This is a genomic window from Pseudoalteromonas sp. OF7H-1, assembly GCF_022347825.1.
GTDB classification, from domain to species: domain Bacteria; phylum Pseudomonadota; class Gammaproteobacteria; order Enterobacterales; family Alteromonadaceae; genus Pseudoalteromonas; species Pseudoalteromonas maricaloris.
The window spans coordinates 18,287-40,709 of the sequence record NZ_JAKRFX010000001.1; the positions used below are offsets into that span (position 1 = coordinate 18,287).

The 22,423-nt window shown below is 42.7% G+C and carries 18 protein-coding genes; 10 read left to right on the forward strand and 8 right to left on the reverse strand.

Translation table 11 applies throughout. From position 1 onward, the window contains the following. Window positions 1–8 precede the first annotated feature (8 nt). Window positions 9–701: an N-acetylmuramate alpha-1-phosphate uridylyltransferase MurU gene (murU, locus tag MHN30_RS00080; protein ID WP_239356783.1), complete on the forward strand. Its 693-nt coding sequence runs from the start codon at window positions 9–11 to the stop codon at window positions 699–701. Then, window positions 691–1,536: a co-chaperone DjlA gene (gene djlA, locus MHN30_RS00085; RefSeq protein ID WP_069023565.1), complete on the forward strand. Its 846-nt coding sequence runs from the start codon at window positions 691–693 to the stop codon at window positions 1,534–1,536. Before murU ends, djlA begins: the two co-directional genes overlap by 11 nt. 9 nt (window positions 1,537–1,545) lie before the next feature. Here djlA and MHN30_RS00090 read toward each other — a convergent pair whose 3' ends face one another. After that, window positions 1,546–2,391 carry a DUF3530 family protein gene (locus MHN30_RS00090; RefSeq protein WP_239356785.1) on the reverse strand — a complete coding sequence of 282 codons (846 nt, stop codon included), beginning with the start codon at window positions 2,389–2,391 and terminating at the stop codon, window positions 1,546–1,548. A gap of 120 nt (window positions 2,392–2,511) precedes the next feature. Here MHN30_RS00090 and MHN30_RS00095 point away from each other — a divergent pair, with 120 nt between their 5' ends. Further along, the gene (locus MHN30_RS00095) at window positions 2,512–3,447 is read left to right on the forward strand and encodes a DUF368 domain-containing protein (protein WP_039493885.1); all 936 of its coding nucleotides are present in this window, start codon (window positions 2,512–2,514) and stop codon (window positions 3,445–3,447) included. A 37-nt stretch (window positions 3,448–3,484) separates the two neighbouring features. On the opposite strand, the gene MHN30_RS00100 is transcribed toward MHN30_RS00095, so the two are convergent. Continuing rightward, window positions 3,485–4,174, reverse strand: coding sequence for a 2OG-Fe(II) oxygenase family protein (locus MHN30_RS00100; protein ID WP_193522049.1), 690 nt, complete (start codon window positions 4,172–4,174; stop codon window positions 3,485–3,487). 146 nt (window positions 4,175–4,320) lie between these two features. On the opposite strand from MHN30_RS00100, the gene nhaD reads away from it, so the two are divergent. Continuing rightward, complete coding sequence (gene nhaD / locus MHN30_RS00105; RefSeq protein WP_045987740.1) at window positions 4,321–5,769, forward strand: sodium:proton antiporter NhaD; 1,449 nt, start codon at window positions 4,321–4,323, stop codon at window positions 5,767–5,769. Between the two features lie 58 nt (window positions 5,770–5,827). On the opposite strand, the gene MHN30_RS00110 is transcribed toward nhaD, so the two are convergent. Continuing rightward, a complete protein-coding gene (locus MHN30_RS00110) occupies window positions 5,828–6,838 on the reverse strand; it encodes an ATP-dependent 6-phosphofructokinase (protein ID WP_130163496.1) in 1,011 nt (336 codons plus the stop codon). A gap of 146 nt (window positions 6,839–6,984) precedes the next feature. Then, the gene (locus MHN30_RS00115) at window positions 6,985–7,380 is read right to left on the reverse strand and encodes an MmcQ/YjbR family DNA-binding protein (RefSeq protein ID WP_010374742.1); all 396 of its coding nucleotides are present in this window, start codon (window positions 7,378–7,380) and stop codon (window positions 6,985–6,987) included. Between the two features lie 605 nt (window positions 7,381–7,985). Between MHN30_RS00115 and MHN30_RS00120 the strand changes: the two genes are divergently transcribed. After that, the gene (locus MHN30_RS00120) at window positions 7,986–8,177 is read left to right on the forward strand and encodes a hypothetical protein (protein ID WP_130163497.1); all 192 of its coding nucleotides are present in this window, start codon (window positions 7,986–7,988) and stop codon (window positions 8,175–8,177) included. A 25-nt stretch (window positions 8,178–8,202) separates the two neighbouring features. On the opposite strand, the gene MHN30_RS00125 is transcribed toward MHN30_RS00120, so the two are convergent. Together MHN30_RS00125 and MHN30_RS00130 are read right to left on the reverse strand one after the other, a co-directional pair. Then, entirely contained in the window at window positions 8,203–10,440 is a 2,238-nt protein-coding gene (locus MHN30_RS00125; protein WP_239356789.1) for a bifunctional diguanylate cyclase/phosphodiesterase, read from the reverse strand. Window positions 10,441–10,704: 264 nt separating this feature from the next. Further along, window positions 10,705–13,374: an insulinase family protein gene (locus MHN30_RS00130; protein ID WP_239356791.1), complete on the reverse strand. Its 2,670-nt coding sequence runs from the start codon at window positions 13,372–13,374 to the stop codon at window positions 10,705–10,707. Between the two features lie 286 nt (window positions 13,375–13,660). On the opposite strand from MHN30_RS00130, the gene sixA reads away from it, so the two are divergent. The 5 genes from sixA (at window position 13,661) to MHN30_RS00155 (ending at window position 19,029) form a co-directional block, all read left to right on the forward strand. After that, a complete protein-coding gene (gene sixA, locus MHN30_RS00135; RefSeq protein WP_045987736.1) occupies window positions 13,661–14,122 on the forward strand; it encodes a phosphohistidine phosphatase SixA in 462 nt (153 codons plus the stop codon). A 556-nt stretch (window positions 14,123–14,678) separates the two neighbouring features. Further along, window positions 14,679–16,961, forward strand: a complete 2,283-nt coding sequence (locus MHN30_RS00140) for a TonB-dependent receptor (protein ID WP_239356794.1) — start codon at window positions 14,679–14,681, stop codon at window positions 16,959–16,961. An 83-nt stretch (window positions 16,962–17,044) separates the two neighbouring features. Then, window positions 17,045–17,344: a hypothetical protein gene (locus tag MHN30_RS00145; protein WP_010374748.1), complete on the forward strand. Its 300-nt coding sequence runs from the start codon at window positions 17,045–17,047 to the stop codon at window positions 17,342–17,344. A gap of 27 nt (window positions 17,345–17,371) precedes the next feature. After that, on the forward strand, window positions 17,372–18,025 hold the full coding sequence (locus MHN30_RS00150; protein ID WP_239356795.1) for an HAD family phosphatase: 654 nt from the start codon (window positions 17,372–17,374) through the stop codon (window positions 18,023–18,025). 164 nt (window positions 18,026–18,189) lie between these two features. After that, a complete protein-coding gene (locus tag MHN30_RS00155) occupies window positions 18,190–19,029 on the forward strand; it encodes a DNA ligase (RefSeq protein ID WP_039493864.1) in 840 nt (279 codons plus the stop codon). A gap of 83 nt (window positions 19,030–19,112) precedes the next feature. Here MHN30_RS00155 and yeiP read toward each other — a convergent pair whose 3' ends face one another. Both yeiP and MHN30_RS00165 read right to left on the reverse strand, forming a co-directional pair. Then, a complete protein-coding gene (gene yeiP, locus MHN30_RS00160; RefSeq protein ID WP_010606026.1) occupies window positions 19,113–19,682 on the reverse strand; it encodes an elongation factor P-like protein YeiP in 570 nt (189 codons plus the stop codon). A gap of 83 nt (window positions 19,683–19,765) precedes the next feature. Next, window positions 19,766–21,097 carry a tetratricopeptide repeat protein gene (locus MHN30_RS00165; RefSeq protein WP_039493861.1) on the reverse strand — a complete coding sequence of 444 codons (1,332 nt, stop codon included), beginning with the start codon at window positions 21,095–21,097 and terminating at the stop codon, window positions 19,766–19,768. Between the last annotated feature and the right edge of the window lie 1,326 nt (window positions 21,098–22,423).

The window sequence follows — 22,423 nt, forward strand, 5'->3', positions numbered from 1 at the left end:
AAGTAACAATGAAAGCGATAATTTTATCTGCTGGTCGTGGTAAACGCATGATGCCACTGACCGCGAACCAACCAAAACCTATGCTTAACGTCGCAGGAAAACCACTACTTGAGCATCATATCGAGCGTTTAAAAGCGGCTGGGATCTGCGATATTGTGATAAATCTTGCATGGCAAGGTCAGGTGATAAAAGACTATTTCGGCAATGGCATTCACTTCGGTGTCAATATTGAGTACAGCGATGAGCCTGAAGGTGGGTTAGAAACTGCAGGTGGAATAATTCAAGCATTGCCGATGTTATGTGAACAGAATGATAGCTTTATTGTACTCAATGGCGATATTTTTACTGACTATGATGTCAGCAGTCTAATGCAGTTACAGCTCGGTAGCACAGCAGAGGGTCATTGCGAGGCGCACATTGTGTTGGTAGAAAATCCCGAACATAATCCTGAAGGCGATTTTTGCCTTGCCCATCAGCCGCTCAATCAGCAAAAGTATACCTTGTCTGGCATTGGCAAATATCACCAAAGTTTTTTTGCCGAGCTTGGGGCTGGCTTTATAAAACTAGGGCCGTTGCTGCGCAGTGGGCTTGAGCAGCATAAAGTTTCTACTGAACTATATTTGGGCGCATGGGACGACATTGGCACGCCAGAGCGACTAAAAATGATCAACGAAGAGTTAGGGTATAGCGATGTGGGGTAAATTATTAGGCACAATTTTCGGCTTTTTATTTGGTCGTTGGTTAGGCGCTATTTTAGGTTTTTATCTCGGCCATTTATTTGATAAAAGTTTGCGTCAGGATTTTGATAAAGTCGGTGGCTTTCAAGGTTTCATGAAAGGTGAAGATCTGCATGAGCGCCAAGCCTTGTTCTTTTCCAGCTGTTTTTCTGTGATGGGACATATCGCCAAGTCTAATGGCCGAGTCAGTGAAATCCACATTCAAGCTGCGTCTGCGTTTATGAGCGAAATGGGCTTGCAGGGTGAAGAGCGAAAAGAAGCGCAACATGCGTTTACTGCGGGAAAAAGCAGCGACTTTTCGATAAAAGAAGCGGTTACCGATTTTAAAGAAGCTTTTGCTAGACGCTATGACTTGAGGCAGCTGTTTTTAGAGATTCAAATTCAAATGGCATTTTGTGATGGTCATGTGTCTGATGCGGAGAAGGCCTTACTTAAACAGGTGAGCAAGTATTTAGGTTTCGCAGAAACCCACTTTTTGTTCCTGCTAAAGCGCTACCAAGCAGAATTTGAGTTTCGTCGCTCTCAGGCGTCGGGGAGATCGCAACATCAACACCAGCAACAGGGCGGCCGTCAACCAGCACCACAAGATAACGGTTTAAACCGTGCTAAAGCATTGGCTGTACTGGGATTGAGTGAAGGGGCGAATGAGCGTGAAATCAAAAAAGCTTACCGCAAACTGATGTCGCAGCATCACCCTGACAAATTGGTGTCTCAGGGATTACCTAAGCATATGATGGAAGTGGCAAAGCGCAAAAGCCAAGATATTCAGTCTGCCTATGAATATTTAAAAAAGAGCTAACTTGAAACACTATAAGACGCGTAAAAAACCGAGTAATTCCTTTCTGAGCCTTTGATGTTGGAGTGGATCGGTTTTTTCTCCAAAAAGCTCCCGTTGGCGATAATCAAATTTACTGTTTTTTCTCGCCCAGCGGGCTCTGTCCGGCGTATTGTCGACCACAATAGGGTTGTCAAAACTGTAGTAAACATCCAGTAAAGCTGGGCTTACCAAAGAAAGGTTGGATGCCAAGTGCTTTTGCCGCGTTGCATTAGGTAGTTGTGGGCTAACAACGGCAAAGGCATCGATACGTAGATTGGGCAGGGTGGCTAAGTGCTCTCCAAATAAACCTGCGCTATTACCAAATGCGACAACCACCAACTTTTCTGTTTGAGTCATGGACAGGGTGTTATAAAGCACCTCAAAGCGGCTGATCAAGGCCATTTTATATTCGTCGAGATTAGATTCTGAAATGGGTGCAAGCGGTTGCTGAGCCGGTTTTTCAGCATCGGGGAGCGCGATGTCTTGCTCTAGCAGCCTCGGTGCATAAGAAAGGTCCGGCGGAGTAAGGGTATAGGTGTCGTAGCCATCATCGCTTAAGCGTTTTGCAAGAAAGCTTATGCCGCTGTTATTGAGAGGCGGAGTTTGCATGTCTGGTAATAAGATCACGATGCCTTCACGAGCAGCTGCCATATATTCTTGATGAAATACATAAAAGCTTTCGTTTTCGCTTTCCAGCTTTATCAGCTGCGATGGCTCGTAGAAACGATTAGCGTCTTGCTGATAAAGAGAACCAAGTGGTGCTGCATCAATATGTTCTGCTGCAAAAGTCGTCGCGGGTAAAGCGGTAACAAGTAATAAAAGCGTTCTGATGATCATGGTACAAGCGCGTAAAATATCATAATTGGTTATCGACCAGTTAAGCGAAAGCTTTAGCTGTCGCTATTTTTTAGCGTTTTAAGTTAAACTGCTCGGCAGTGGAAATGAAAGGAGAAATTTGTGCAGTATAAAGATAGCAAACGAGACTATCTCTTTATGTTTTTAAAAGGGGCCGGAATGGGGGCTGCGGATGTTGTTCCAGGCGTTTCTGGCGGTACTATCGCTTTTATTACCGGCATCTATGCACGCTTTTTAAATGCCATCAAAAGTGTGAACTTACAGGCTTTGAGCACATTACGCCGTGACGGCCTAAAAGCAACGTGGCAGTACATTGATGGTAGCTTTTTACTGGCGGTATTTTCTGGTTTGCTCATCAGTGCAGCGTCTTTGGCGAAGGTGATCACTTATTTATTGGAAGCACATCAAACATTGGTATGGTCATTTTTCTTTGGTCTTATCGTCGCTTCTTTTATTTATGTTGCAAAACAGGTCTCTCATTGGAACGGCCAAAATATTATTGCCTGCGCAGTTGGTGCTGTCGTGGCCTTTGCTATTACTTCCCTTTCACCAGCTGAAGCACAAGCATCTCATTGGATGTTTTTTATCTCAGGTGCTATTGCCATTTGCGCGATGATCTTACCTGGGATCTCAGGGAGCTTTATTCTACTGTTATTGGGTATGTATGGCCATGTACTCAGTGCGGTGAACCAGCTTGAACTTGGCTTAGTGAGTCTATTCTTACTAGGTTGTATTGTGGGGTTAATGTCGTTTTCGCGCCTACTCAGCTGGCTATTGGCGCACTATCAACAAGTAACGTTTTCGCTACTAGCTGGTTTTTTACTTGGCTCGCTTAATTTATTGTGGCCTTGGAAACAAGTGCTTACGACTTACGTGAATTCCAGTGGTATCGAAAAGCCATTGAGTCAGGCCAATATTTTGCCAGCGCAATATAGTACACTATACGGTCAAGATCCAAATACGCTGGCATGTATTGCGCTTGCCATCGCAGGCCTTGCGCTGATCTTAACCATTGAAAAGATAAGCGAAAAATATTAATAAAATAGACACCTAGAACAATAGACACGCGTTGAGCTTACGTGTCTATTGTTCTAAACCACCCCGTTACAGAAAGTCGCGGCGCTTTTGCGAATGGTGCTACGTAAGTCACAGAATGAATTTTGCTTACATCAAAAACCACCAGTGAATTGAACTTAGGTGCATAACTTTTAGTGGGGGTGCCATCACGTTCAAAAAACTGCAGTAGCCCGCCCCAGTCAGGGTGCCAACTTTTGCTTAGGCTGAGTACATAGGCATAAACCCGGCCCTCAGCTTCAACAATATCATTATGTCGAGTTAAATACTGACCACCAATAAATCGTGTTGCTTGGGCAGAAGTACGGATTATGTTCTGTCCAGATATCGCGGAAAAGCAGGACTGTACAGCGCTACTATTGAGGTTATTGTAGAGCTTTTTCAGAGCCTCAGGGCTCGTCGATTCTATGGAGTGGCGGCCATACATAAAACCAACACCACGTGATGCATAGCTATGTATATCTTCAAGCAAGGCTTGCTGCTCTTGCGGTGTTAAGGCAAGAATATCACTGTCTTTGACTGATTTTGCTGCCCCGTTATGAAACAGTGCTAGCTGGTAGTCTAGGTTACAGAGGCACTCATGTAGATGTTGAGCGTTTGTATCGTCTAGAATATTTTCAATCCGTGCAAAGCCTTCGTTGCTCAATTTTTGCTGTAATTCTGTTTGTTGTTGCTGCGAAAGTTGAAGCATATATACCTACTGCTGATGTATGGGCCTGTTTGTAATACTGTAAACAGGATGCCTTAGACTTCAGTCCAATGCTGATTACTTTTTATCTATGCTAAAGTGAGTTTGGCTGAAATGCCATCCCTCTGCACTCATCGATAGGCAAAAAAATGAAAATCAATGGACTACTGCTATTCTGTTGCGCATGGGTCATATCCGTGATCCCATCACCAGCCTTGGCGGCTCAAGGCACCTTAGATCTTACCAGCTCGACACTCGGCTTGGTTTGTATTGTTGTCTTCGTTTTAGCATACGCACTTGTAATGCTCGAAGAAAAACTTCATATGCGAAAATCAAAGCCAGTGCTTGTGGCGGCAGGCATCATTTGGCTCATGATTGGGGCGTATTACGTCAATCAGGGACAACCCGATGTTACCGAGCATGCGTTTCGGCACAACTTGTTAGAATTTGCGGAGTTGATGTTGTTCTTGCTCGTTGCGATGACTTATATCAACGCGCTAGAGGAGCGCCGTCTTTTTGATGCACTACGAGCGTGGATGATCCAAAAGGGTTTTAGCTATAAGAATCTCTTTTGGATCACTGGGTTCTTATCCTTTTTTATCTCTCCAATTGCAGACAACCTAACCACAGCCTTACTAATGTGTGCCGTGGTGATGAAGGTGGCTGATGGTGACAAAGAGTTTATCAATCTAAGCTGTATCAATATCGTGATAGCAGCCAATGCAGGCGGTGCGTTCAGTCCCTTTGGTGACATTACCACTTTGATGGTATGGCAAGCCGGTATGGTACATTTCAGCGAATTCTTAGCGCTATTTATTCCTTCACTGGTCAATTACATCGTACCAGCACTCGTAATGAGTTATTTTGTGGCGGATAGAAAGCCCAGTGCAGTTTATGAAAGAGTAGAGCTTAAACGCGGCGCTTTAAGAATTTTAACTTTGTTCCTACTGACTGTCGCAACCGCTGTGCTCTCACATAGTTTGCTGCATTTACCACCGGTCCTTGGCATGATGATGGGCCTCGGTTACCTACAGTTTTTTGGTTACTTTCTAAGAATGACATTACCGGGGTCATTAGCAAGAAAGCGAGCGATGGCGGAAAGAGAAGGGGATCAAGAGCGTCTTGAGAAGTTAGGAAGCGTTGTGCCATTTGATGTCTTTAGCAAAGTTTCACGCGCTGAGTGGGATACCTTATTATTCTTCTACGGTATTGTTATGTGTGTTGGTGGTCTTGGGTTTCTCGGTTATTTAAGTTTAATGTCAGAGATATTATATGGTGAATGGTCAGCAACCTATGCCAACGTATTCTTAGGGATTATTTCCGCGGTCATCGATAACATTCCTGTGATGTTTGCGGTGCTGTCGATGCAACCTGAAATGTCACATGGCCATTGGTTGTTGATCACGCTTACGGCTGGGGTAGGGGGGAGTTTACTTTCTATTGGCTCGGCGGCAGGTGTTGCGCTCATGGGGCAAGCTAGAGGCTATTATACTTTTATGGGGCACTTAAAATGGGCACCCGTGATTTTGCTTGGTTATATCGCGAGTATTTTATGTCACCTGTGGCTTAACGAATCTGCTTTTAGCGTGTTTGGCTAGCGCTTACACAAAGTATAGTGAGAGTGAATAATCAATATGTGCTTCACTCTCACTGTATTTATTGCTCGGCGAGGTAGTGCTGATATCGTTGCACCCATTCCTGTGATACTGGTTTATCCATATTCAGCACTTTCTCGACTTCAGTAATTACAATAGCACCATGTATTTTTCCTACCATAACAGGCGTCGCAACTTTAGTGTTTGCTTTGATGCTGCCATTGACCACTTCCACAGCCGCTACCCCTAATTCCGTGGCGAGCATTCTATCTTCAACAGATGGTGCCCCACCGCGTTGAATATGCCCTAACACGCAAAGTGCGCAATTGATATCGGCATTGCTATTTAACTCTGTTTTAAGCGCTTGAGCGCCGCCAGGCCATAAATTTTCGGCCAGTATTATCAAAAAGCTACCGTGTTGATGTTGCTGCTCTATGGCATTTTTGAGATGAGCTAAGACCTGAGAGGTATTCTCTGCCGTGCAATTTTCAAATGAAATGATAGCCTCAGCACCTGTCGCAATACCTACATGGTAAGCAATATGCCCGTTATGACGACCCATCACCTCGGTGATAAAAACTCGCTCAAAAGCATTTGCGGTATCACGGATTTTATCTATTGCGGAGGTGGCGGTATTGATGGCTGTGGAGAAACCAATGGTGTTGTCACACCCTGAAAGGTCATTATCTATAGTACCGGGAATACCAATTAGCTGACCTTGCCAGTGAGCTGCCAGCGCCTGCATTCCCCTAAACGAGCCGTCACCACCAATCACAATAAGTACGTCAATATGGAGCTTTCTCAGGGCATTTGCTGCTTGCAGCACGCCAGAGAGTTCTAGCATCGCAGGGCAGCGGGCACTTTTTAGAATTGTGCCACCAAGTTGGGTGATATCGGTGACGGAAACCGCACTTAGCTCGGTGTACTCTTGATTAATTAGACCATTGTAACCATGAAAAAAGCCAAAGCACTGAAATCCAGATCTCAAGGCACTTAACGTGATAGCCCTAATCGCTGAGTTCATACCGGGCGCATCGCCGCCACTTGTCAGTACTGCTATCCTTTTCGTCATGTCGCCACTCTATTATCGCTTGGTTATTCTTTTTGTATACTACCAGAGTGATTTGAAGACAAGTTGATCGACATTAAAGAGAGAGATTAAATGCGAGGATATAGAAAGGTAAAACGGCATTTAGGTCTACCTAAATGCCGTTTTAATTAACGTTGCGTGACTTTGCTAGCAAGTTCTTCACGTTGTGCGGTCGGTAGGTTATCTACGACGATTTGATAAGAATCATCGATCATTTTCTTTATTTCGTCTTCTGGAATAGTGCCATCTAAGATGACTGTGTTCCAAAGACGCTTATTCATGTGATAACCAGGCACAACAGACGAATACTTGTCTCTAAGCAATAATGCTTCGTCAGGGTCGCATTTTACATTTAACCACCAAACAGGTTCACCATTTTCATCTACTTGCCCCTCTTTCCCCTCAGTTAGAGTTGCAAACATTTTATGCTGAACTTTGTACACATCTACGTCTTGCGCAAAAGGCTTAGTGATAAAGGTTGCAGGCTTGGCCTGCAAATATTCATGTACGCTTTTCTGATCCATAGCCCGTGTCCTTGAAGTAACAGTTAATACTACATGAGAGTAAGTTTAGCAGCTCTTGTGATAATACTGTAATCGTCTATCAGTAAAAACTATCAGAAAGTCTATACTATGGCGTTATAACGCAGACAATTATTGAATAACTGACCGTTTTATATCGGTTTAACTCACAGTTGACGATTAAAATAAGTACAGTGTGTAAAAGCACTAAAATTTCAGTCGTCTACAATATTAGAAAAGCTAACTTTTAATTTCCAGTTAAGGACTAAGTTGGCTTCACAAATTATGCTAAAAATACACTCATAACCTAAGTGGACTAAGCTAGGAAATCATTGCCAGTTGACCGTAAAAAATTTCCCACTTGTCTCTGTTTCCCAAATTAGGAAAAGTTACGGCATAACATCCCTTGTGCAATGCTATACCTCTAAACAGTCCGCTATTAAATTAAATAATACAAAAATATGCAACAATAATTTCTTCATTGATTAAATATTAAACGTTGTGTAGACTCATCGGCCGCATTAGTAAATAGTATCGAAATGTGATGTTTCTTTCCTAATAAAGAATGTTTTAGTTTTCTTATTGAATTAAAAAACCGAGGAGTATCAGTGGCTTTTGGAATAATTTCAGCTTTATGTGTGATGGTAATGTATCTTCAAACTCTATGGACTGGAATGCCAAGAAAACGCTGGTTAAGTTTGGCCGTAGTAACAGGCCCCGCGGCGTTAATTCTGTTTCGAGTGCACTATCGCAGAGCGTGGATGCGTCGCTGCGCAAATTTAGTTAGTTGGAAAGCGTAAAGTGGTTAGGTCAAATGAAACTAGACTATTGCACCAGCTGTAGGTTTGGCTTTTCACTCGGGGTGTGTTGCTTTAAAAATTGTTCAAATTCACTGCTTGAAAGCGGTTTTGAATAGTAATAGCCTTGAACTGTTTGGCAGTTTAGCTGCTCTAAAATATTAAGTTGTTCTTCATTTTCAACCCCTTCCGCAACAACGTGAAGATCTAAGTTATGCGCGATAGTGACAATAGAGTCAACCATGTTTCTACCGCGCTCGTTACCCATATCGTCGATAAATGCTTTATCGACCTTGAGTGTATTTAGCGGAAATTGCTTGAGATAAGCCAGTGACGAATAGCCAGTACCAAAGTCATCCATGGCTAAGTGTATCCCTCTAGCACTAAGTGAGCGCATTATCGAAATTGCTTCTTTTGGATCGTCCATCACCGTTCCTTCTGTGATTTCTAACTCAAGAAAATAAGAAGGAAGTTGATTTTTTTGCAAGATAATGTCGATACGAGTGGTTAGATCCGGCAAGCTAAACTGTTTTGCTGATAAATTAACCGCAACTCTGCCATTGAACAGTCCTTTATCAATCCAGCGCTTAACATCACGGCATGCTTTGTCTAAAACGACTTCACCAATTTCGATGATCTGTCCGGTTTCTTCTGCGATAGGGATGAATACACCAGGACTTATTACCCCCTTTTTTGGGGTAATGAAACGGACTAGCGCTTCCATGCCAACCAGTTCACCGGTTTTAATATTCATTTTTGGCTGATAGTAGACAACAAAGTGATCTTCTTTGAGGCCATAGCGCATTAAGTTTTCAATTTGCAGACGCTTAACCGCTTGCTCGTTCATGGAATCATTAAAGAATAAATAATGGTTACCCTTTTGCTTGGCATGATACATAGCCGTATCTGCATTTTTCAGCAGACTTTCAGGAGACTTACCATCTTCAGGGCACAGTACAATTCCAACAGAAGAGGTGATCACTAACTCGTGATTAGCAATTTTAAAAGGTGTCGCAATCGCCGCTAGAAATTGTTTTGCTGTACGTGTAATCGTGTGAATATCATTGGTGCCTGAAATCACCAGCGCAAATTCGTCACCACCTAGTCGGTAGAAGGTATCTTGTTGGCGAGCTAGTTTATTTAGCCGCATTGCCAGTTTCGCAAGTAGCGTATCACCTAACTGATGGCCTAGCGAATCGTTGATCTTTTTAAAGTTATCTAAGTCAAAGACAAGTAGAGCGTGGTGCGTGCCTTGTAATGACAACTTTTGTAAATTGGTAAAGAACAAGTTGCGATTGGGAAGACCTGTTGTACGATCGCGATTAGATAAATTATGGAGTTGAGACTCTGCTTTTTTACGCTCAGTTAAATCAGAGTAAACAACCACATAGTTACTTATCTGACCGTGGTTATTTTTAATTTCATCTATCGTAATTTCGATTGGTAAGAGTACGTCTGCCGCATTACGAAGTTTGAGCTCTTCTTGCCAATGCTCTGTTTGTTTAAGCTGAGCCTTTACCTGAGCAACAAACTTATTGTCATAGCCTGGTAAGCTAAAATGTTTATTTAGATAGTGTTCTCGTTGGCCACCAAATAATTTAAGGTAACTCGGATTTAGATCGACCAAATTATAGTGTCGGTCATAAATTGCGATCGCGTCAGTAAGAGATTCAACACATTTTGCAAACAGATTTAGCCTTTCCTCGGTACTCTTGAAGTGACTAATGTCGCGAACCGTACCTGTCATTCTTAGGGGGTTAAGGTTGGCATCTTTCTCGATAATTTTGCCTCGGTCTAACACCCAGTGATACTGGCCTAGTTCATCTTTAATACGATAGCTTGCTTCAAAGAATGGTGTCTTTTCTGCGAAGTGCTGTCTCATCAGCTTTTCAACGATTAATAGGTCTTGTGGATGGATCCTATGCTGGTTGGGGATGACGCTGCCAGGCTTCGCAGAGTTCATGCCGTATTTATCGTTGATCCGAACAATCTCACCTGATTGAATATTCCAGTCCCATAGTGTATCGCCACTGCCTTCAATGGTACTTTTAAATCGTTGTTCTGAATGCTTAAGTTGAAGAGTGGACTTTTTGAGTTGGTGATTTGACCAAACTAAGTAGGGAATGCTGAGCAGAGCAATCACGCATGGTACGAGCCAAGCTAATTGGGCACCTGTTAATACACTTGCGTCACTGGCGTAAATTACATGCGGAGTCAGTGATAAAAGTAGTGCATTGATTGTTATTGTTTTTATTTTTAGGCTCATATAATGCGTAATTCATAACTGCAATCTCTAATCTAAATCAAGCCATTGTAGTAGTCAAAAGGAAAACGTTGATTAAGGGGAAATTCAGGTTAATTGCGGTTTTTCACAACAGCGAAACAAAGTTTCAGATGAAATTCATTGTTCTAACGAGTATGGTTGCGTATTTTTTGAACTTTGATTAGCTCTCAAATTAATGGACTAGGTGAGAAAAGTCTTATTAGTAATTCAAAAGTTTGATAAGCACTCCTTGCTTACACTAAAACGCTAATTACACTTTAAAATCAGTCGTGGAGCATTTGGCTCTAACATCTTATCTATATAAGTAAGGATGTCTTCTAATTCCAAGTCGGCCAAAGCTTGGATTAATCTTTGTTGCATATCAAACTGGTGAAAGTCATTGGTAATAGAAATCCACAAACGCTGCGCCCTTAGTCTTAGATTTTTGTCTTGCTCCGATATATGTAGCAACAAGCTTTCTTTCGAACGTTGCCAACTCACTTCATCGAGCTGATGCAATTGTTTGGCAAAGTGATGAAGAAATTGGTTGTGCCGTGCAAGTAGGTGTTCACTATCAAAGTTGGGAGATTGAATATAAAAAGCGATACCTGCACGTGTATTGAATGGCGCATACCCTGCGCCAACTAAATAACCAAGTTGTTCCTTTGTTCTTAATTGCTCAAAATAATCTTGATTAATGAGATTATTAATCGCCATCATGGTGACTTTTTCTTTAACGGAATCGGTACGTGATTGAAAATATTCAATGAAGGCATAATCACTGCCTTCGCGCTCGATATGTTGTTCCGTTAATTTCGTCAACTCGTTTAAGGGACGTTTCAAATCTTCTAAAATTTCGCTACTTGAAAATAGCCCGTGCACGGATGTTTTTAATTTTTCAGCATGTTTTAGTTGCCAGTTGCCATGCATGAAAGCTTTGACATGAATGGCTGAAAAGAACTGCTTTCGAAATAGTTGAAATTCGTTAAAACTGGCACTTTTAAGTGCGCTGGCTAAGTCTTCAGGGCTTGGGTTCCAGGGCATCAAATGGGCACCAAGTCGGCTAAACAGTTCGCTAACAGGCTTATTCTTATTGTGATTCTTCCAATGGCGGATAAGTTGCTTTTTATATTCCGCAAAGCGAGCTGCATGAATTGGTTGATTCAGTAGTGCCTCGACTAGCTCTAAAACCAAGGTGATTTGATTACCAGTAAGCCCTGCGGTGTGCAGTGTTAAGCCACCTTGATGGGAATTAATATGATAACTAAGGCCGGCTAATTCTGCGCTATAAAAACGCTCAGCGACCGCATCCATAAAGAGATCGGCAAACAGGCGAGAGAGTGCCATATGCTTGTGACAGGTGACGGATGGGGCGGAATCTATTTCGAGATAAAAATGCCCTTTGGTGACTCTAAAAGTCAAATCCTGCTTAAACCAAAATTCAAATCCAGGCTGATCAGCTAGACGGATCGGCGTATCCTGTTCACTCTCTACATCATGAAGTGGATTTTTTGCGCTGAGGTATGGATTAATTAGTGGCAACGACATTTGTGGCAAAGGCATATGCACATTATAGAGCGACTCAATCCAATCTTTGGCTATTGGCGAGACACTGTATGGCGTGTTGTACCACTTGGCCTTTTTATTAACCTCCACATGAGGGTGGATAAGCACAAGGCGCATATTGGTAGGGCACAAATGCATCAGTAGTTTTTCGTGCTGCTCTTGAGAAAAGCCATCCATGCGATAATCACCATAGAGAAAATCTTCTTCCTCATAGTGGTGCATATTAACGCTGATTGAATTTACCCAGTCTAACATGCGGCCGACTTCTTGGTTATCGAACGCGATATCTAGTAAAGTGCTTTTGTCTTGATAAAGGCGTGGTAGTGCGGCGGTATTTTGCTTAATTAATGCTATGTACTCGAACAGCATTTCCACTATATCTTCATAGTATTCAATCCCTTCATCGGTAAGTGCAAAGCTGATATTAAAATCTCTGAAATTACTACCCGTGATCCCACCACCAGCCGATAGTGCATTGATCCAACCTTGTGACTTGAGGATAGAATACAGTGAGCCTTTACCTTCATACCCTAACAAATGTGCTAAAAAGCTCACACTTTTATGGCGGTATAAATCTGTAGGGTTGGGCATAGCAAAACTGACAATAAGTTTTTGCATATGTTTTCTAGGCTTTATTTGCAGTTCTAGCTGCAGATCTTGCTCTCGGTACATAGGGGCTTGGATCGTTGGCTTTTGCGCTTTGCTGCCAACAATTTTTGTAAAAGGTGAGCAAAAGGTCGCAAGTGTAGCCAGCGGTTGTGGTGCAGCTATCACCAAAGTCATCCACTGGGCCTGATAGTATTGATTGAAAAACGCTCGTAATTCACTGGCAATATTACCATTACGATCTGCGAGAGTGTCTCGGGTACCAACAGAGAACTTGGCAAAAGGATGCTGAGGATTGATGGTTTCTTTATGAACTTGATAGATGCGACGGCCATCATCTTTGATTTTCATCTTAAACTCGGCATCGATGGCTTCACGCTCTTTTTCAGTATCGCTCTCGCTCAGCAGTGGAGACACAAAAAATTGGCTAAAGCGTTCTAACGCTTCGTCTAGTTGTTCGGCGTCGCAATCAAAGTAATAGCTCGAGTGCTCGGTACCGGTCCACGCATTGCTCTGGCCACCATACTGACTAATAAATTGCGAAAAGCCACCTGAATCAGGATGCTCTGCCGTACCAAGGAATAGCATATGCTCCAAAAAGTGCGCCATCCCTTGACGCGTTTCGGGGTCGTCGAAGTGGCCGACATTAACTGTTAATGATACGGCGCACTTAGCAGTTGAATCGTCATTGATCAACAAGACTCTAAGACCATTGTCCAGTGTTAGTAATTGGTACTGCCGACTATCATTATTACTCAGTTTCAATATGCTGCTGCCGATAAATTAGTTAAAAGATAACTGAAGGTAATTAGAATTTCATTTCATGTTAATCCTTCATTTGTTTTAATATAGCGAACAAACCAGTGAGATAGCTACCGGTTTAGAAGAAAATAATACCAAGCTGCATATGTGAGTAGTCAGCAAGTATAAGATCCCGAGTGTGAGTGGCGTAGAAGGGAAAGGCCATTAGCGACAATAGGTTAAACGTGGATCTCATCACGCATAAGTCCGCATATATGTAGGGTGATATAAACAGAAGGTGCTGAACAGTATGAAGACTATCTTGATAATGCGTCATGGTGAAGCTGAGCCCATGCAAGCCGACGATGCAAGCAGAAATTTAACCGAACAAGGATTACAACAAGCCAAGGATGTAGGTGAATGGTTGAAACAATATTTTGAGATAGACGCAGCACTTGTGAGTCCCTTCGTCAGAGCACAACAAACCGCGGAGCAAGTGCTTGCACTTCAAACTCCTAAATTTGTTGAAACCTGTTCAGACATAGTACCGAGTGGATCAGCACACACAGCTATCGATTATTTAGAAACACTTATCTCTATGTATCCAACATACCAAACCTGGATTTTAGTCGCACATATGCCAATAGTTAGTTACTTGGTAGACCGTTTGTGCCCGGATACAATGCCTATCTTCTCGACTGCCGCGGTAGCTATAATTGAATACAATGAACAGACTGGCCGTGCCGAATTCACATCGATGCAGTTACCTTAAGCCTTTTATTCATAATTGGCATAGAAGGGCTAAAACTTCCCTTTAATCGGTCTAATGTCCTCTTTTTAATTTTGTTTGAACTTTATCATTACACCGGTGTCATATCATTGGCATTGCAATCATGGTTTCCGATATGGCCAATACGTTTGTTTGGGCGCAAATTTGTATTGTTTAAGTAACCAGCACAGTTTCGACCACTGTGTTATGGTTCTGTTATCGGTAAAGATGGTTTTTTGGAACTTATATACCATTAAGTTTAAAGGACAATTGTCCGCTTTTTTGTGTTTTTTGTTGCTAAATGTTGTAAACTGTCAGCTAACGTCGCTGAAAGTTGCAAAAAAATTGATTTTTTAGTTCGGTTTATAAAGCAAAGTAGAAATTACCTGCTATAATTACCGCCGTCTCGTTCAGCCTTATAAAGTTGTATCGCACTCTCGACTGTAAGGTCCGCGTTATTACATTCAAATCGCGAAAAATTGAACGTTCACGCCAAGTGAAACGGCGCCCAAATTTTAAACCGTTGAACAAAGAGTGCACTAAAAGGTCGAAAACCAACATGAAAGCAATGAAAAGATCTACGTTAGCTACCCTTATTAATGCTACGTTGTTCTCTGCTGTGGCAGGTACTTCATTTTCTGCACTTGCTGAAGAAGAGCAAGCCAAAAAAAATCAACTAGAAGTTATTCAAATTACCGCACGTAAACGTGTTGAAAACGCGCAGGAAGTACCTGTGTCTGTTTCAGCGCTTCAAGGTGATAACTTGAATGCTTACAGCTCAGCGGGTATGGACATTCGCTTTATGAATGCGAAGATCCCAAGTTTATCGGTAGAATCTTCGTTTGGTCGTACTTTCCCACGTTTTTACGTACGTGGATTAGGTAACACAGACTTCGATCTAAATGCTTCTCAACCTGTATCTTTGGTTGTTGATGAAGTGGTTCAAGAAAACCCTATTCTAAAAGGCTTCCCTGTATTCGATATTGCACGTATTGAAGTATTACGTGGTCCTCAGGGCACGCTATTCGGTCGTAACACACCAGCAGGTCTTGTTAAATTTGACACAGTTAGACCAAGCCAAGAGTTTGATGGCTATGCTGCTGTTTCTTATGGTAGCCGCGGCGCGGTAGACTTTGAAGGCGCAGTAGGCGGCTCAGTAACTGAGCGTGTATCAACGCGTATTTCTGCATTGTGGCAGGAACAAGAAGACTATATCGATGTAAAAGCGCCTGGCTTCGAGAAAGAAGACTCTCTAGGTGGTTACAGCGAGCAAGCCGTTCGTGTTCAATTCCTATATGAAGGCGATGATTTTAACGGCCTACTTAACTACCACTACCGTGATTTAGATGGTCGCCCAATTGCATTTCGCGCAAATTTAATTGAAGCTGGCACAAATAACATTAACCCATTGTATGACAACGATGTGGTATACCACGATGCGGCCTCTCGTTCGACGCAACAGGTTGAAACTCAAGGTTTGAGTCTAAAGCTTGAATGGGACTTACCTGAGCATACTGTAACGTCAATTACTGCTTGGGAAAGTGCTGAAATCTATTCTCGTGCAGACGTTGACGGTGGTTACGGTGCTGACTTCCTTGGTTTCCAAGGCCCAGGTATCATTCCATTTGCTTCTGAAACAGCTGACGTTATTCCTGAGCATAATCAGTACACGCAAGAGCTTCGTTTATCTAGCAACTTCTCTGGCGATTACAACTATCAGGTAGGTATCTTCTTATTTGAAGAAGATCTCATGATTGAAAGCTACAGCTTTGATACATTTGCATTTGATGCTGGCCTTGGTCAGTACGGTGCACAAAATGGTTATGCTTACCAAGATCAAGATACATCAGCATGGGCGGTATTCGGCTCTTTTGATTACACCGTATCTGATGATTTAAAAGTAACAGCAGGTTTGCGTTATTCTGACGATGAGAAAGAGTTTTACGCCAAGCGTACTAAAAACCCAACACCTTGGAACGGCTCTCCAGACGTACTTGATGGTACCGCTAACCCAAGCGATAGCCACGTAAGCTGGGACTTAAGTGCTACTTATAAGCTAACTGATGACGTAAACTTGTTTGGTCGCGTAGCTAACGGTTTCCGTGCTCCAAGTGTTCAAGGCCGTATTTTGTTCGGTGATGAAGTGACTGTTGCTAAGTCAGAAACTACCAACTCAATTGAAGCAGGTATTAAGTCAGACGTACTTGATGGTCAAGGTCGTGTAAACGCGACAGTATTCTACTATCAGATGGATGACCAACAGCTAACAGCTGTAGGTGGCGGCTCAAACTTCAACCGCTTAGTGAATGCTGATAAAACAACCGGTTATGGTTTCGAACTTGATACCGAATGGGTGTTAACGGATGAGCTAAATGCAACCTTTAACCTAAGCTATAACAAAACTGAGCTTGAAGATAAAAACCTTGCGGTTCAAGTTTGTGCTCAATGTACCGTCACAAACGCAGTTAATGGTCAGGGCCTAGCAGTACTTGACGGTAACAGCCTACCTCACGCTCCTGAGTGGATCGCAAACGCAACACTTCGCTACACGAAAGAGTTAGAAGATGGCGAGTTCTTCGTCTATGGTGATATGTCTTACCGTAGTGAAGTAGACTTCTTCTTATACAAATCAGTAGAATTTGAAGGCGAAGCGTTGTTTGAAACAGGTCTTCGTGCTGGTTATATGTGGTCTGAAGGCGATAACGAATATGAAGTGTCAGCCTTTGTTCGTAACCTATTTGACGAGCAAGTGGTTATCGGTGGTGTAGATTTCAATAACAACACCGGTATGCTAAATGAAGCGCGCTTCATTGGTGCTGAATTCAAAGTGAAATTCTTCTAATTCACGCTACAGTGATTATAATAGAGTAACTAAAGCCCGCATTAAGCGGGCTTTTTAATGAAATTTTTATGTTAGGAGTGGATATGTCAGGTTTTTGGAATTATCGAGTGATATATTGTGAAGCAACAAAAGACGAAGCGGCTTTATATCAAATCCATGAAGTGGAATATAACTTAAATGGTAAGGTAACGAATTGGTCTGAAACGGGTGCTGCACCCTTTGGTCGTTCGATGGAAGAGTTGCAAGCGGATGCAGATAGACTGAAGTCAGCTTTCGATAAGCCAATTCTAAAAGTGATTAGACAGCCACGAGGCTATACATTAGTTGAAGTTGATAGCGGTGAAGAAGCCACTGCTGAGCCACCAGCAGGGATCAACGGTTAATTAATACAACCAAATTAAGGAGTGTAAATGCGTTTTCAGGCAGTTTTATTTGATTTTGACGGTACATTAGTTGATTCAGAAGCACTCCATTACCAAAGTTGGATGAAGGTGTTAGCCCCGTATCAGGTTACTTATACGGAGCATGACTTTTGTGATGAGTTTTCGGGTGTACCAACGCTTAAAGCCGCGCATATACTCAAAGAAAGACACCAGCTTGCGCCTTCTGCCCGCCATTTATGTGATGAGAAAAATGTCGTCTTTGTCGCAACCGCTGCGGAAATACTCCCTAAGTTAATGCATTTTGCAAAGCAAGTGGTTGAATTAACCTCAACGCGTTGTCCAATCGCACTCGTGACAGGAAGTAGCAAAGCAGAAGCGCTCCCTGTTTTACAACATTATCGGTTATTAGAGTTATTCTCTGTCATTGTGTGCAAAGACGACGTCGAACAGCCGAAGCCTCATCCAGAACCTTATCGCAAGGCGCTCGCTGCGCTAAACATTGCGCCACACGAAGCCGTGGCAATAGAAGACACCTGCACAGGGCTAACTTCAGCCAAGGAAGCCGGGTTAACTGCGGTTGTCGTGCCAAATATGCACTCTAATAAACAAGATTTAAGTCTTGCCGATCATTCATTTACCGATCTAGAAGCGGTTTTTGACTGGCTTTGCCCTGAAAGGTAATTGCAATTGGTATAAACAGGGACTGTTAGTCAAAGCTGTTCGATTTTACAAACGTCGATTCTTGTGTAATCTTTAAGTGTGAAATTTGTTAATTTTTAATATCGGCGAACGCAAACAATGCACCAAGTTGCTGGTATTAACTATCCACTGCAAAGGATTATGCTATGCGATACGTACCATTCTTGTTCTGTCTTTTTTTAGGCTTTTCCAATCTTCTTTATGGAAGTGAAACCCACACAAAAATCCAACTTGCTTCGGTATATCAAGGCGACGAAGATATTTCTAATTATCTTGTTAGTGAAAAATTCGATGGTGTTAGGGCCATTTGGGATGGCTCGCAACTGCGTACGCGTGGTGGTCATTTAATTAAGGCACCAGACTGGTTTACGCACGGGCTACCTGATACATGGTTAGACGGCGAGTTGTGGGCTGGGTACAATAACTTTGCTTTTGTGAGCGCGATTGCAAGACGCCACTCGCCTAATAATGAGCACTGGCGTCAAGTGACTTATTATGTATTTGATGCGCCAAATTCTACAGAAATATTCTCTGAGCGTCATGAGCGTTACTTAAGCCTACTAAGCCATATTGAGTTATCACACATCAAACCCGTCAAGCAGCTATCATTTGGCTCCGTTGATGAGCTAAACGACTATTATCATGATGTCTTAAAGCGAGGCGGTGAAGGGGTTATGTTGCATGCTAAAAATGCCAAACACGAAGATGGAAGAACAACCAATGTATTAAAATACAAGCCGTACCTTGATGACGAAGCCATCGTGATTAAGCATTTACCCGGCAAGGGAAAGTACCAAGGGATGATGGGGTCGCTACTGGTGAGAGATGAACAAGGTATGGAGTTTAAAGTTGGGTCGGGGTTTAGCGACGAAGAGCGCGCATCACCACCACCGATTGGTAGTCAAATTACCTATCGATATCAAGGATATACTAAGTTTGGTAAACCGCGTTTCGCGCGATTTTTAAGAGTAAGGCCAAAATTATAGAATGGCACTACTGCTGCAAAGAAAACTTGGGGATTTTTATACGCTAGCGAGCACTACGGCTCGCTATCAAAAGTGCAATGGACTTATTCTGCACGGCCCATGAACTTAGATTCAGCAGTGTTGATCTTAATTTTGTCACCGCTTGAAATATGCTCAGGAACTTGAACAACAAGGCCTGTCGTTAATGTCGCAGGCTTTGTTCTAGCGCTAGCAGATGCGCCCTTGATTGAAGGAGAAGTATCTTCAATCACAAGCTCTACGCTTGAAGGCAAGTCGATAGAAACAGGCATGCCCTGAACCACGACGATAGATAAACCTTTCGTTGATTCATCGATAAATAACAATTGCTCAGCAATAGACTCTTTATTCAGGTGGTATGGCGTGTAGTCTTCATCATCCATAAACACATATTCATCACCATCTACATATGAAAGCATTGCAGGGCGGCGGTTAAGATCTGCAAGTGTTAGCATTTCTTCCGCTTTAAAAGTTTCATCTACTTTAGAGTTATCTACTACATCGTACATACGCATACGGTATAGGCTACCACCAGCGCGACCTTGTGGTACTGAGCGCTCAATGTCACGAACAATCATTACGCGGCCGTTATACTCGATCGCGGCATGTTTTTTTATTTCACTTGCCTTTGGCATAGCTTAATTCCTAATACAAATAAAGTTGGCACAATATAATCATTTTTCGGCTTTTTGGCGAGTTTCAAAACTCATTCTGAGCCTCAAATACCGTATAAAGTCGTCATTTCTGAGTACTTGATCCCAAAGTGCTGGTCAAACCAACGGTTGATATAGTCATGCTCAGGTTCAAGCTTGGCACAGCGTAGAATATTTTCACCTTTATTGGTGCCAAGTGCCTGCCCACAGTAATTTTGCTTCCAAGTTAGCGTAAGATCTTGAGAGAATTTTTTGAGTAATTCGTCAAAGGTCTTTTCTGTTATTTGTGAAAGATTAAGAAAGTCTGGAGACAGCGGGGTGATATCAAGTTGTTCAAAATCAGCCTGATGTGCACGGGTTTTATTATGCTTACTATCGCTTGCACTGCCTTTGATATAACGATGGGCTAAACTCGCCTCATAATTAACGTTGATATCAAATTTCTCATCGTAGATGGTCACCGGGTAAGTGAACTCTCTTGTGACTTCTACGGTGTGCGTCTTATCTGAGTTATTTGGGTCTGGTCGTTCAACTTCCTGTTGATAATGCTTACGTTGAATATATTGATTGCTAGTGCGGTAATAATCTGCATCTGCATATAACTCTAATGAAAGCTGTTGACTGCCATCACTATCAAACCACAGGCTATTATTAAATGCCGTATTTAGGCTTGAGATAAATGCGCCATATTGTCCTCTGATTGAGTTGCCAAAGCGCAAGCCAATATCGACACGATCTCGTATGTTCATCGCAAAATAACGACTTTTATCTTGGTTATCTACACGTAAACGTTTTGGAGTTTGCCACGCTAAACAGTATTTTTCCGTGAAACTTTTTAAATAGAAACGCTGCCCACTGACCTGTCCTGCAAGTTCATCACACTTTTTCTGCGCTTGCGTTCTTAGCGTGTCATAGTGGGTGCTCATGGCGCTTGCTAATTGCGCATTGCTGATCAGATGGCGATAGTTATGTTCAAACAGCTTAAACTTATCGGGATAGGGCGTATTTGAGAGTGAACGGGCTTCGTCGAGTAGCCATTGCCTCGCATAATCTAGTTCTTCTCTTTGGGTATTTGCCATCGCGCCGGTCGGCTTCATTTGCCATTGTGCTTGGTTCTCTACGATTTCTTCTAGCCTAGTTGCAGCAGCGGTGTAGTTATTTGCTAAGCGCAGCATACGTACATCGATAAGACCTTTATCTATAAGCTTATCTCGCGCCAGTGTTAAGCCTTGTTTCGCTTCAAGATCTTCTGGGTCCTCCGCGAGTGCTTGTGAATAATATTCAGCAGCTTGGCGGTACATTCCCGCTTCGTAAAGTTTATTACCTTTATAAACTAGCGATTTACAGCCGCTAATAGCAGCCAATATTGCAATGATGATGGCGGTTTTCTTGATCATAATATCATTCCATTCGCGCAAAAAGTTCCATAAGCACAGTTATTGATTTTAGTATCCATTCGCGCAAAAAGTTCCATAGGCACAGTTATTGATTTTAGTATCCATTCGCTTAACGTACAGGCGCACCCGTTCCTAAGCTTTTAACAGGCTTATAATACAGGGTTCTGGCGAAATCTACATCACTGAATTGTTAAGATTTTGTTTTGGGTAATATTGAATCATTATGCTCAACGTAGCCTAAAAGTTCAGCTGCTTAAGTAAGAGCTGAGTTCACAAACTACAGCATTTTCCTCTTCGTCACACCCGAAAAGCGCATGGATGCGCTTTGATATTAAACATGGAGGTTTATGTTGCTAATAGCTAATAGCTAATAGCTCGAAATTTATCGTAAATTCAGTTTGTCCTCCTGACGGATTTCGACGCCCATCCATGGGCTACGACATACTTTTCTTTGATGCCCAAAGAAAAGTATGCAAAAGAAAGGGCACTCCCAACATCACACTGACTCCTCAAGTAAATCGCCAATATGAACGTCACCGCGGTGTAAGGGACATCCCTGTCCCTGTCACCGCTTTTCACGCATCCATGCGTTGAAATGACTCATTGGCAATTTACTTTCAGGTGTGATGAGGGAGGAAAACGGTGCTGCTAGCTTTTTTGGTGCTTGTAAGCTAATCGGCTGCTTTAGTAGATAAAACCAGAAACAACAGTCAATACCACGCCCGAAAAGCGTAACTTCTCGGCGGGTGAACCGCCCCCCACAAAATGATTCAGACTGTGAGTTCGGAGGCTACGCTGATAGTTTTTGTAACCCTTGCAAACAGCTTCACCGTAAAAATCGTAGACGATCTCACAAGCAACTTATTCCCCCCTCCATCACACCCGAAAAGCATAAGCCGATATGCAATGTGCCGACAGGATGTCGGCCAAGTCTTGTCAGGCACAAGGACGTGCCTTACAAGACGGTTGCACTATATCGGCTTAGGATTTGAGGATTGAGTGTGATGCTGGGGCGACGTTTTCTTGGTTCGCTCGATCGCGTCGTTTCAAAAGAATGAACGAGGAGCGCATGGATGCGCTTTGATATAAGCCAAGGAGGGTAAGGCTAATATGTCCTCCTGACTAGTTTCGACGCCCATCCATGGGCTACGACATACTTTTCTTTGATGCCCAAAGAACAAGTATGCAAAAGAAAGGGCACTCCCAACATCACACTGACTCCTCAAGTAAATAGCCAATATGAACGTCACCGCTGTGTAAGGGACATCCCTGTCCCTGTCACAGCTTTTCACGCATCCATGCGTTGAAATGACTCATTGGCAATTT